The organism is Chryseobacterium sp. FW101-FHT12H09, assembly GCF_058790395.1.
In genome coordinates this window covers 365,282-378,001 of sequence record NZ_JBYTCP010000003.1, presented here as the reverse complement: position 1 = coordinate 378,001, position 12,720 = coordinate 365,282, and the positions used below count along the sequence as shown (strand labels likewise).

Here is a 12,720-nt window from a genome sequence, read left to right as displayed (position 1 = left end):
AAAGAAGGGTAATAGATGGAGAATAGAATATTAAAAAAAATACCATTCTAATTAAAGAATGGCATTTTTTTAATAGTATTTTTATTAAGGCTCTATTGTTGGTCTGCATTGTAATTGAGCGCAACTTATTGATATTCTTTTACAGCCTCCTGTAGCAGGATCGATGCAGTCAAGTAATCCACCTGTAATGCTTCTCAATTCTCTTTTACTCAGTTTTTTTCCATTTTGATTTTTCATAGTAAGGATTTTTAGTTAAAAATTAAGTGGAATAAAGTTTATTTTAAATAACACTTTATATAGGATTGTTTTTATAGTTTTTTATAAATAAATTTTTAAAAGGATTGTTCGGTAACAGTCTTTTATACTGGATCAATTCCTGGGCGACATTCTTTTTGTGCACAACCTACAGCAATAGTAGTACAACCATTTGGATAATCTGGAAGTGGAGGATCACAAGGGTAAGTAGGGCATGCAATAGGTTGCTTGCAATCCAGCATCCCGCCAACAATTGTTTTTAATTCTTTTTTTGTTAGTTTTTTCCCCTTTTGTAGGTTTTGATTTTTCATGTTAATGATTTTTAGTAGGTTAGATAAAACTAAGGTAGGAAAAATAATTAGTTTTATGTCACTTTTGAAGGATTAATTTAGTTGTAAATAATAAAAAAGGATTTTGTTTTAATGAAACAATGGGTAATTAATTAAATAATAAAAAATGCCACTCAATAGTGGAGTGGCATTTTGTTATAATCTTTTTTATCTTATGGAATCAATCCCGGACGACAGTCAATCTCAGCGCAGCCATTTGAAAATACTCTGCAGCCATTTGTTTTTGGATCGCGGCATTGCATTAATCCACCTGTAATTACTCTCAGTTCTTTTTTGTTCAGTTTTTTTCCTTTTTCAAGGTTTAGATTTTTCATAATATTGATTTTATAAGTTAGTTAAAATGATCGTAAATAATTAAAGGATTTAATTTAATGGTTCAATAGGATCAGGCCTGCATTCTGGTTCCGCGCAAAATGCCCCGACTCTTTTACAGCTTCCTGTAAACGGATCAATACATATCATTCGTCCACCAGTAATTACTCTCAATTCTTTTTTGTTCAGTTTTTTTCCTTTTCCAAGGTTTAGATTTTTCATATTATAAATTAATAAATTTGTTGATAACGAATGTATTAAAAATAATTCAATGTATCTCACGTTTTTATGAATAATATTTATTTTTTATACGTTTTTCCGTCCGTATATGTAAGTGTGTTAGGGTTTTATAAGATTTATGAATAAAAAAAACCACTCATTACGAGTGGTTGTATAAAAAAAATATCAATTTTAAGGAATATATCTACATTGAAATTCCGCACACTGGCGTCCATAAGCAATACATTGATTAGTGTCAGGATCTATACACATTTGCAGACCACCGGTAATTGTTCTTAGCTCTCTTTTGTTTAATTTTTTTCCTTTTTGTAAATTTTGATTTTTCATGATAATGAGTTTAATAGATTAGTTTAAATCTAAGTTATAAAAAAATACTTATTATATCACATTATTATGAAAAATATTTATTTATCGCAATAAAGTAATCAAATTCAATATTTACGTAACTTTATATATTTGAATTTTACAAATTCTTGATTATGGAAAAAATTGTTCATGCTTCATTAGAAGATTTCTATAAAGAAATGACGGCTAAGCTTGGGAAAGATCTGGAAAGTATTTTTCCAAAAGGTTTACATAAAGATATAGGCCATTTTAATGTATTTGATATAGCACAAACGATCGAAAAAGCAAGAACAACTTCTGAAATGCCTTATAATAGAAGGAAATATTATAAAATAAGTCTGATCCGCGGACGCAATAGAGCTGAATATGCTGATAAAGTAATCGCCATAAAAAATAACGCGTTATTATTTGCTACACCAAAAGTTCCTTATCACTGGGTTCCCGAGGATCCCAATCAGTCAGGTAGTTTTTGTGTATTTACGGAGGATTTTTTTATTAAAGATAAATCGCACAATTCCCTTGAAGATCTCCCAATATTTCAGCCGGGAGGATTTCCTTTATTTGAAATTGATGATGAGCTTGCCAATGAAATAGAGATGCTTTTTAAGAAAATAAAAAATGAAATAGAATCTGACTATATTTTTAAATATGATCTCATCAGAAACTATGTATTGGAACTTATTCATTACGGGCAGAAATTACAACCGGCAACTAAATTATCAACATCTAATGATGCTTCATTAAGGGTGGTTTCATTATTTATAGAACTATTGGAACGGCAGTTTCCAATCGAATCCTACGATCAGAGGTTGCAGCTAAAAACAGCAAAAGACTATGCCGACAGGCTTGCCGTGCATGTTAACTATCTAAATAAAAAACTTAAGGAAAATACAGGTAAAACAACAACAGAATTTATTGCTGACCGGCTTATTCAGGAAGCTAAGATATTACTGAGACAAACTACATGGAATGTTTCCGAAATATCATATGCTCTCGGTTTTGAGGAGATCGCTCATTTTTCAAACTTTTTTAAGAGAAAAACATCTTTCAATCCATTGCAGTTTCGCTCTTGATTTGAATTTTGCAAATATAAGATTGATTGAAGCAAACATCGGCACTCTTAAATATCTGAACTTTGTCCCATTAAAAATAACAAAAAATGAATCCAAAAACAAAAATCGCATTAGTAACCGGCGGAAGTCGTGGAATAGGAAGGAACTCAGCGCTTAGAATTGCTGAAAAAGGGCTTGATGTTATTATAACTTATAAAACCAGTAAAGAGGAAGCTGATACAGTCGTTAGTGAGATCAAAGCATTAGGAAGAAAAGCTGTTGCTTATCAGCTGGATACGAAAGATATAAAAAGTTTTGATGCTTTTGTACAAAATGTGACTAATCATTTACAGGAGAATATGGGAAGTACAAACATTGATTATCTTATCAATAATGCAGGCACAGCTTTGTATTCACCCATTTCAGAAACTACAGAAGAACAGTTGGACGATATTGTTGACATCCATTTTAAAGGTGTGTTTTTCCTTAGTCAGAAGTTTTTACCTTTTATAAATGAAGGTGGAGGAATTATCAATATTTCTTCAGGACTTGCCAGAGTGGCTTTACCAGGATCTTCAGTATATGGATCAATGAAAGCTGGGGTAGAAATGCTTACAAAGTATATGGCAAAAGAATTAGGTCCTAAAAAGATCAAAGCGAACGTTGTTGCTCCTGGAGCTATAGAAACGGATTTTGGTGGTGGCAGAACCAGAGATAATAAAGAAGTTAACACATTGGTTTCAAATATTACCGCTCTGGGCAGAGCAGGACTTCCTGAAGATGTTGGTGGAGTGGTAGCCTTCTTATGTACCGATGATGCAGGTTGGATAACCGGACAGAGAATTGAAGTTTCCGGAGGAATGGCATTGTAATAAGAAATATAATAAGAACATTCAGTAAGAACTTTTAGAAATAGAATAGAATAAAAAAAGCAGTGGATTTTTCTACTGCTTTTAAATATTTTTCAATAATACATTTACGATACTTGTTATATAGTTCCAGCTTTTCTGAGGCTCCTTCAAAAATATAAATATAGCAGTAGGTATTGCTGAAGAGAACTCAAGAAAAAGAGCAAAAAGAGGAAGAAGAAGATATAATGAGAAATGATGCTTGAATTTAAACTTAATTCCTGATGTTAAGGATTTAAAAGCATTTATTACTTTCTCTCTGTAGTGATAGAAAATAAGCAGATCTAAAAGGATATAAAAAGAAAGACGAAAAGCAAAAGCATTTGCCATTTGCTTTGGCATAATTGTTAGGTCTATTATTAAAATATTAGCAGCAATAGGAAGAAACAATAATGCACCTATTAGAACTGTTCTGTTAAACAATAAGAAAATGGCACATAATATTTGAGATACACCTATAAAGTAAGAAAAAGGTTGGAAACTGAATAGGTACCAACCCACTTTCATTAGGTTTAGATCTTTTATAGGCTGTAAAAGCTCATTTTCATTTAAACCAAACTGTCCATCTGTTAATTTAGAATACCCATAACGAATAAAGGTATAAGCCAATAAGAATCTTATGACTAGTATAAAATAATCAAATATTTTAGCTTTGTTTAAATTGAGGGCTTTCATGTGGTGGTTATTTGTTTGGATTAAATTTTCATGAGATGTTCGATTGCTTTTTCTAAAGTTTCCTCTTTTTTAGCGAAGCATAATCTGATCACATTTTCGTTCAGTTTATTTTTGTAGAAAGAAGAGAAAGGAACACTAGCCACTTTATGGGTAATCGTTAATTCACTTGCAAATTCAAAATCATTTTTATCAGATATTTTATCATATTTCAATGCTTGAAAATAGGTTCCTTCACAATCAAGCAATTCAAATGAAGTATTGGCCAGTCCTTGTCTTAGGAAATCTCTTTTTTCCTGAAAAAATTCGTTCAGATAATTGTAATGATCATCATTTTTCATGTATTCTGCTAACGCAAGCTGAATAGGTGTGTTTACACAAAAAACATTGAACTGATGTACTTTTCTGAATTCATCCGTTAATGCCTTCGGGGCAGCACAATATCCTACTTTCCAGCCCGTAACATGGAAAAGTTTTCCAAATGAAGCGACCAGGAGACTTCTTTCTTTCAGTTCAGGATACTTGCAGATACTTAAATGCTGCTTTCCATCAAATACAATATTTTCATATACTTCATCACTCAAAATAAGTATTGATGTATTTTTTACAATACTGATGAGTTCCTGAATATCTTTTTCTTTTAATATCTTTCCTGAAGGGTTATTAGGATTATTTAGGATGATCATTTTTGTTTTTTCACTGATCAGCTGCCTCATCACATTCCAATCAATTTCATAATCGGGAGCGTTCATTTCAAAACGTTTTACAACTCCTCCAAAAAGTTCTACAGTGGGTTCGTAGCAGTCATAGGCGGGTTCAAAAATAATTACTTCATCATCTCTTTTAATAAAGGTAGCAATGGTGGTAAAAATAGCCTGCGTTCCGCCAGCGGTAATTGTAATTTCAGAATCAGGATGATAAATAGCCTGGTGACTGTTTTCAATTTTTCGGACAATTTCCTCTTTTAGTCCCATAATACCTCCTAAAGGAGCGTATTGGTTAAATCCTTTTTTTATAAATTCATCTACATAGTTCAGAAGTTCATTGTCAGGCATAAAATCAGGAAATCCTTGAGATAGATTGATTGCCTGGTTTTCATTAGCCAATTGAGTCATCTGGCTGAAAATTGTAGTTCCGATATCAGAAAGCTTGGAAAAAGGAAGTTGTATCATTGATGGTATTTTATGTACACCGAATTTAATTTATTTTTTTCAATAGTAAAATAAGAAGTTATAAAAAGCTACCCCAAAAGGGTAGCTCTGTTTTTGGATTTCAAAAGGATTTATTTTGAAATAAGTAATTTCTGAGAGTTCGTTTTATTGTCGGTTTTAATTTCAACAATATAACTTCCCTGAATAAGATTTTGAGTATTTAGTTTTATATTTTGACGGCCGCTTTCTAAAGTTTCGGATTTTTCCAAAACTGTTTTTCCGGACATATCAATTATTCTCACAGAAACAGAGCCTCTCGCTGATAGATTTGTTTGAACATCTACATAGGCTTTTGCTGGGTTAGGAACTAATTTGTAGTCATTATTTGTGGCAAGTTCTGCTTTGCCAATTGCTTTAATGTCGATTTGAGGGGGTGTATTCGCTGTATTAATTTCTTTTGAGGGTACGCTGGCTTTCGAATAACAGAAAGTAAAGCATCGTGTACATAGTGTTAATTTTCCTTGTTTTTCGGTTACGCATATGGTGTAAGTACCAGAATTGGCATACGTATGTGTTAACGCTGATAAAGTATACGCCGATGATGTTCCATCACCCCAGGTTACTGTATAGGTGCTTCCAGGGCTGGATGGTGTAGATACTAAAATTGGATTATTAAGCGTTAACTTTACAGATGCTGTATTGGTGTTGCTACCAAATATAGTCTCTAATTTAAAATCAGCAGAACATCCATCGCATGATTTAATACAGATATTATCGTACCATACCCTCTCACCAATATTGGAAGTATAGTCAGGAGTGATCATTGCAGCGGTAGAATTATTCATAACATTATTGAATTCTGTCCATACTCCCCCTGCTATGCTCCATGTTCCTTCTGCATTACTTGGAAAGGCTGAGGCTGTAGCATTAGCTATTGGAGCACGTACGCGAACCCAGCCGCTATTTGGAGTTACCGTAATATTGGCAGTAAATGTTATGATCTTATCACCTGCCATAATATGAATAGCAGGGTGGATAGGAGCTCCAAAGTTCCCGTCTTTTTCGAGATAAAAATCAAAATACAAGCATTGACCCAAAAAGCGTTGACCTAAATTTTTAAAATCAGTGGTATTGATAAAAAATGAACCCCCCGACTGATCTTCTAAGGCGAGATATTGGGAATTGTCAAATGTATTAGGGCTGCCGCTTGAAGCAAGAACATTTCCGTTGGGATATGGAGCAGTATTCCAATTTCCCTGGGGATTGGTGGTGCTGTTGAAATCGGAACAGGGACTTTGTGCTTTAAATAAAAGAGATCCGAGTAATAGATAGATTAAAAAAAAATATATTCTTGTCATTATATAATATTGATTTTATAAATCAAAAACCAAGAAAAACTTTAGTATTAATAATTTGTGTATTGAGCTCCTGATAAAAGTATAACGATATTAATTATCATAATATATTGATTTAATAAGTGTTCTTATTTCATTAGTAAGTGTAATGTAACTTCCCTTAATTGTGACTAATTGAGTGCTTTTTGAACGAAATTGAGTATTTTTAGATATATAAATCTCCCCACTAAATTATTTAATGGGGAGATCTGTATTCTAAAAGAACTATTTAACCTAAAGTAAAAAGAGTATGGCTAGTAAGCAGGAATAGATGAGTATACTATTTATAAAAAATCTGACATCCCTTATATTTATTCCATATGTTCAATTTTATTTAGAAAATCATTTTTCTTACGTACAGAGACATCCAAAACAGAATTATCCGTCATAATAACCTGACCACCTTTTCCTTTTATATATTCTTTTAAATGACTGAGATTAATAAGGTGTTTATGATGTATTCTGAAAAAATTATAATCCGCTAGAAATTCTTCAAATTCATGCAGCGTTTTAGATACTATAATCTTCGTCTTATCACTCATATAAAAAGTTGTATAGCTGGAATCGGCTTCGCAACGTACAATATCAGTAATATTAGTTAATTTAAAACCCTGCAAAGTAGGAAGGCTGATTTTATTTTGATTAATTGCTGTTGTGGAGCTTTTATTTTTTTTATTGATTTCTAAAGCCTTATTAACAGCCATAATAAAATCCATCTTTTTTATCGGTTTCAGGAGATAATCTGTGGCACCGTTTTTTATAGCCTGAATTGCAAAATGCTCAAAAGCAGTTATAAAAATGATCTGAGAATTGATTTCTCTAAACTTTGAGAGCAGGTCGAATGCCGTCCCATCTTTTAACTGAATATCTAAAAACAGTATGTCCGGAGCATTCTTTACAAGATTAATATATGCTTCTTCTACGCTTGAAGCCTGAAATGAAATCTGAATATCCGGAAATTCATTCTTAAGCAAAAGAGAAATATAATCTCTTCCGTCTTGTTCGTCATCAATGATGCAGACTTGTACTTTCGTTTTCATAAGGAGTCATGTATAGTTTTATTTGTGTACCTGATTTTTGCTCTTTTTCAAAAAGATCATTGAGTTCTAAAGTTATATTAGTCTCAAAAAGCTGCCTGAATGTTTCAATTCTTTTTTGAGATAATTTTACACCAAAAGAATTGGCCTTTGCAGTAGATTCTGGTTTGCTTCCTATTCCGATACCATTGTCTTCGATTGTAATGCAAAGTAATGAATCAACATAGTCAAATAGGATATGAATAAATCCTTTTCTGTCTTTTAAACTGGAGATTCCATGCTTTATAGCATTCTCAACAAAAGGCTGAATCAAAAGGGAAGGAATGATCCAATTTTCATTTACGGTATTGGAAACTATTATCTTATAATCAAACTGCTCTTTTAGCCGGAGTTTTTCCATATGTAAATAAAGTGAAAGATACTCGGTTTCTTCTTTAATCGGCATAAAAGTTTTTTCTGAATAATGCAGTGTTTTTCTGATCATTTGAGAGAAAATATCTAAATAATTTTCTGTCTCAACATAATCTTTTTTATATAATAAAAACTGAATGGAATTAAGACAGTTGTAAATGAAATGGGGATTTATTTGTGCCTTAATAGCCTGTAGCTCAAGCTCGGCAATTTTCTTTTCATAATACAGTGTTTCCAGTTTTTTGTTTCGTTTCCTTTGAAAGTATAATGTGATTAATGAAAAAATTGAGGAACCGATAATGATGATCACTAAAAGTTTAAACCACCAGGTCTGCCAGAATTTGGGATTAATTTCAAAACTAAGATCGGTAGAAGAGTAAGACTGCTTTCCATTATAACCCAGTCCGAAAACTTTAAAAGTATATTTTCCCGGTGGAAGGGCATTGAATGTAATTTTAGATGAATTACTGATTTGCCACTCATCATTCAGACCCTCAACTTTATATTTGTAGCTTACCTTTCCCTGAGAAGTATAATCGAGAAAACTTACGTCAAAAGTCACCGTATTTTCTGGGGTCTGACCTATAATTTTACGATTGAGATTAAATATTTCCCGATCTCCAATCGTAACAGAATTAACGATTACTTTCTTATTGATAAATTTTGGTTGTGCCAGCAGGTTGTTAATAGGGAGAATGGCTAAACCTTTTGATGTTCCTGCAAAAATAGTGTCGTCTCTTATTACGCATCCAGCGACTACATTAGATGGGAGTCCGTCTGTCTGGGTGAAATTGTTGATCTTAATATGGGCTCCTTTTATTTCAACCCTGCTTAATCCTGAATTGGTACTGGCCCAGAAAATATTTTCGTTTTCAACTTCGATCTTTTTTATCTGATCAGTAGATAAGCCGTTTTTTTCAGTTATTCTTCGTATAATTTTTTTATTGTTGAAAAACACAATGCCATTAAGGTTGGTAGATCCTACATATATGTTGGATTTGAGCTTTTTAATGTCTGTGAAATAATACCCTTCCAGAAATAAGATCTTCTTTTTTGTTTTAACATTCAGCTTATATAAATCTTTAAAGTCACCTACAAAAATACTGTCTTTGTCGTAGGATAAGGCGTTGTAAGTCCTTTCATTAAGCAACTTAAATTTACGATGAGTAGTAAAATTATAAACTGTAAGGCTTTCAGAAGAACAAATAAGTACAGAATCATCAGTGTAAGGCAAAATACTCTTTAAACTGTAATCTCCCAGATGATTTATTTTGTGGGTAAGCGTATTGTATTGAATAACACTTAGATTAAATCCGAAAATAATCATATTTCCTTTTGAAAATATACTTTTAGTTTCGGTTTTTCTGTTTTTTTCAAGGACAAGATCCTTTATAGTATTGGATTTTAAAATACCACTTTTTGCTTCATTATATCCTAAAACAATATTTTTGCCATTTTTTCCTATAGCCGTTATGAAAGATGAGTTATTTTTTACAGGCAAATGAATGTAATTATTGAAAAACTTTTCTGTAATAAAATAAATGCCGTTATTTTTTGTTGAAAACCAAACGTTATTATCCCGGTCTATCATAATATGATTCATGACAAAGTCATCCATAAGCTTTAAAGGATGGGAAAGATTCCCCTCCTGCAACGTCTGTTTATAATAAATGACACCCCCTTTATCCAGACAAAGCCAAAGTCTGTAATTCTTGTCTATAACAAGTTGATGAATCTTTTCACGAATAGAAAAAGACTGAATTTTTTTTAAATAATATTTATTACTTCTCTTATAAATTTCCACCTTATTATTAAGGTTTGCAACAAAATAATCCCCCCTTCTATAGATAGTCATTTTAGGCATTGAAACACTACAAAGTGTTTTCTTTTTGGTGAGAATGTTATAAGCGACTATCTTATCACGATCGTTAGTTACATAAAGTAAGTGATTGGCAGTGTCGTAAGAGAATGCAAAATATTTGTCCATTAATGGCAGACCCTTATCTATAAATAGTGGAATCGCTTTTACCTTTCCATGTCTGTATAGAAAAATTTCTTTGGGATTGTTATAATTGTATGTGAAAAGTGAATCTCCACTGCTATAACTTGATGATATATGAGTAAGCTTTTTAAGCTCTTTATTGTAATCTGAGTTGATAACTTTTCCATCTTTTAGATAAGCGAAATCAGTTAAATAAGGCATAATGAAATTTTCTCCGTTAGACAGAGGGTTACACCCCAAAACATCAATGTTCTTAAGTCCGTTTTTTTTACTGAACTGCTTGAATTCCCTTCCGTCAAATCTGAACAGTCCATTGTCACTACCAATCCAGATAAAGCCCTTGTTATCCTGATTGATCGTATAGGTAGTGGAACTATTCAGTCCATCCTCTTCACTATAATTTACCAATCCCGGGATCTGGCTAAAAGAGATAAAAGGAAAGAATAGTATTAATAAAAATATAGAGAAATCACATAGGTTTTTCACTTAATATTGAATAATGGCGTAAATATAAAATTTGCTTGACAATAATGCAATACATATTAGATAATATTATTAAAAAATGAATTAGAAAAATTCGGATAATTTTGATCATTTTCGTACTTTTGTATGTTTGCTGAAATAACTTATGTCACAAGAAATAAATCCAATCTATTCTGAAGATAATATCAGAACCCTCGATTGGCAGGAACATATTCGTTTGCGCCCCGGTATGTATATCGGAAAGCTCGGAGATGGTTCTTCTGCTGATGATGGTATTTACATTTTGCTTAAAGAAATTCTCGACAACTCTATTGATGAGTTCAGAATGAAATCAGGTAAGAGAATTGAAATAAAAGTAGATGACGGTAAGGTAACTGTCCGTGATTTTGGACGTGGGATTCCATTAGGAAAAGTAGTAGATGCAGTGTCCAAAATGAATACCGGAGGTAAATACGATAGCAAAGCTTTCAAAAAATCTGTTGGTTTAAATGGTGTTGGTACCAAAGCAGTAAATGCACTTTCTGAATATTTTAAAGTAAGGTCTTTTCGTGAAGGAAAGATGAAGATAGCAGAATTTTCACGAGGAATTATTTCGGAAAATCATGATGAAAAGGATACTTCAGATCGAAATGGTACTGAAATTTCGTTTGTTCCAGATGGAGAGATATTTCTTCATTTCAAATACAGAAAAGAGTATATCGAAAGAATGCTCAGAAACTATGCGTATCTGAATCCGGGACTTAAAATTATCTTTAACGGGGAAACCTATTATTCAGAAAATGGTCTTAAAGATTTATTGGAAGAAGAATTGGAAGGCGAAATTCTTTATCCGATCGTTCATTTAATGGAGGAGGATATTGAACTCGCTATTACCCATTCGGACAGATCACAGACTGAAACTTATTTTTCATTCGTAAACGGTCAGAATACGACTCAGGGTGGTACCCATCTTAATGCTTTCCGTGAGGCATATGTAAAAACAATACGTGAGTTTTTTAATAAAAATTTCGATGCATCAGATATTAGAAAGTCTATTATTGCAGCAATTTCCATTAATGTAGAAGAACCTGTTTTTGAATCTCAGACAAAAACTAAATTAGGTTCCAATGATATGGGACCGAATGGTCCGACAGTAAGAACGTTTATTATTGATTTTTTAAAAAGTAAACTTGATAACTTCCTGCATAGAAACCCTGAGATTGCAGAGGCAATTCAACGGAAAATTTTAATTTCAGAAAGAGAAAGAAAAGAACTTTCAGGAATTCAGAAACTGGCCAGAGAAAGAGCCAAAAAAGTATCGCTTCACAATAAAAAGCTTCGTGATTGCAGACAACACTATAATGATCAAAAAGCAGAAAGAAAAGGAGATACACAGATCTTCATTACTGAGGGAGATTCAGCATCCGGATCAATTACTAAATCAAGAGATGTTGAAACCCAAGCCGTTTTTTCATTAAAAGGGAAACCATTGAACTGTTATGGCTTAACAAAAAAAGTAGTGTATGAAAATGAAGAATTTAATTTATTACAAGCTGCTTTAAATATTGAAGAGAGTCTTGAAGACTTAAGATATAATCATGTTATCATTGCAACCGATGCCGATGTTGATGGGATGCATATCCGTCTTTTAATGATTACATTCTTTTTACAGTTTTTCCCCGACTTGATTAAGAATGGACATCTTTATATTCTTCAAACCCCATTATTCAGGGTCAGAAATAAAAAAGAGACAAGATATTGCTACAGTGAAATGGAGCGGGTAAAAGCCTTAAATGAATTAGGAAAGAACCCGGAAATTACCCGATTTAAAGGATTGGGAGAGATTTCACCTGATGAATTTAAACACTTTATAGGCAAAGATATTCGTCTTGAACCTGTAGTCGTTGGAAAAGATCAGACCATTGAACAGCTTTTAGAATTTTATATGGGTAAAAATACACCGGACAGACAGGTTTTTATTCTTGAAAATCTAGTGGTAGAAGATGGCGATATTGATAGCAGAGAAATTATAAACGAAGTAGAAAGTTAAAATGATCCCTCCAAAAACTTTCTAACCAAAATTAAGATAACCTAAAAAGAAACAGACTTTAACGAAAACACAAATACTA

Annotated in this window: 13 protein-coding genes; 3 read left to right on the top strand and 10 right to left on the bottom strand. The window is 32.4% G+C overall.

Annotated features, from left to right (window positions below; genetic code table 11):
- Positions 1-84 precede the first annotated feature (84 nt).
- The 5 genes from AC3WRL_RS12450 to AC3WRL_RS12430 form a co-directional block, all read right to left on the bottom strand.
- On the bottom strand, positions 85-237 hold the full coding sequence (locus AC3WRL_RS12450) for a hypothetical protein (RefSeq protein ID WP_214831370.1): 153 nt from the start codon (positions 235-237) through the stop codon (positions 85-87).
- 122 nt (positions 238-359) lie between these two features.
- A complete protein-coding gene (locus tag AC3WRL_RS12445; RefSeq protein WP_214831369.1) occupies positions 360-566 on the bottom strand; it encodes a bacteriocin in 207 nt (68 codons plus the stop codon).
- Positions 567-757: 191 nt separating this feature from the next.
- Positions 758-919 carry a hypothetical protein gene (locus tag AC3WRL_RS12440; RefSeq protein WP_214831368.1) on the bottom strand — a complete coding sequence of 54 codons (162 nt, stop codon included), beginning with the start codon at positions 917-919 and terminating at the stop codon, positions 758-760.
- 49 nt (positions 920-968) lie between these two features.
- Positions 969-1,139 carry a hypothetical protein gene (locus AC3WRL_RS12435; RefSeq protein WP_214831367.1) on the bottom strand — a complete coding sequence of 57 codons (171 nt, stop codon included), beginning with the start codon at positions 1,137-1,139 and terminating at the stop codon, positions 969-971.
- Positions 1,140-1,328: 189 nt separating this feature from the next.
- A complete protein-coding gene (locus tag AC3WRL_RS12430; protein WP_214831365.1) occupies positions 1,329-1,484 on the bottom strand; it encodes a hypothetical protein in 156 nt (51 codons plus the stop codon).
- Positions 1,485-1,636: 152 nt separating this feature from the next.
- Between AC3WRL_RS12430 and AC3WRL_RS12425 the strand changes: the two genes are divergently transcribed.
- Together AC3WRL_RS12425 and AC3WRL_RS12420 are read left to right on the top strand one after the other, a co-directional pair.
- A complete protein-coding gene (locus AC3WRL_RS12425) occupies positions 1,637-2,575 on the top strand; it encodes a helix-turn-helix domain-containing protein (protein WP_214831364.1) in 939 nt (312 codons plus the stop codon).
- 86 nt (positions 2,576-2,661) lie between these two features.
- Positions 2,662-3,426, top strand: a complete 765-nt coding sequence (locus AC3WRL_RS12420) for an SDR family NAD(P)-dependent oxidoreductase (RefSeq protein WP_492330404.1) — start codon at positions 2,662-2,664, stop codon at positions 3,424-3,426.
- An 81-nt stretch (positions 3,427-3,507) separates the two neighbouring features.
- On the opposite strand, the gene AC3WRL_RS12415 is transcribed toward AC3WRL_RS12420, so the two are convergent.
- From AC3WRL_RS12415 to AC3WRL_RS12395, 5 genes are all read right to left on the bottom strand, one after another.
- Positions 3,508-4,137: a DoxX family membrane protein gene (locus AC3WRL_RS12415; RefSeq protein WP_492330403.1), complete on the bottom strand. Its 630-nt coding sequence runs from the start codon at positions 4,135-4,137 to the stop codon at positions 3,508-3,510.
- Positions 4,138-4,157: 20 nt separating this feature from the next.
- Entirely contained in the window at positions 4,158-5,306 is a 1,149-nt protein-coding gene (locus AC3WRL_RS12410; protein WP_492330402.1) for a methionine aminotransferase, read from the bottom strand.
- Between the two features lie 110 nt (positions 5,307-5,416).
- Complete coding sequence (locus AC3WRL_RS12405; RefSeq protein ID WP_214831354.1) at positions 5,417-6,643, bottom strand: T9SS type A sorting domain-containing protein; 1,227 nt, start codon at positions 6,641-6,643, stop codon at positions 5,417-5,419.
- A 347-nt stretch (positions 6,644-6,990) separates the two neighbouring features.
- On the bottom strand, positions 6,991-7,719 hold the full coding sequence (locus tag AC3WRL_RS12400; RefSeq protein ID WP_214831350.1) for a LytR/AlgR family response regulator transcription factor: 729 nt from the start codon (positions 7,717-7,719) through the stop codon (positions 6,991-6,993).
- A complete protein-coding gene (locus tag AC3WRL_RS12395; protein WP_492330401.1) occupies positions 7,688-10,615 on the bottom strand; it encodes a sensor histidine kinase in 2,928 nt (975 codons plus the stop codon). Before AC3WRL_RS12395 ends, AC3WRL_RS12400 begins: the two co-directional genes overlap by 32 nt.
- A 142-nt stretch (positions 10,616-10,757) precedes the next feature.
- On the opposite strand from AC3WRL_RS12395, the gene AC3WRL_RS12390 reads away from it, so the two are divergent.
- The gene (locus AC3WRL_RS12390; RefSeq protein ID WP_214831348.1) at positions 10,758-12,641 is read left to right on the top strand and encodes a DNA topoisomerase IV subunit B; all 1,884 of its coding nucleotides are present in this window, start codon (positions 10,758-10,760) and stop codon (positions 12,639-12,641) included.
- Positions 12,642-12,720 lie beyond the last annotated feature (79 nt).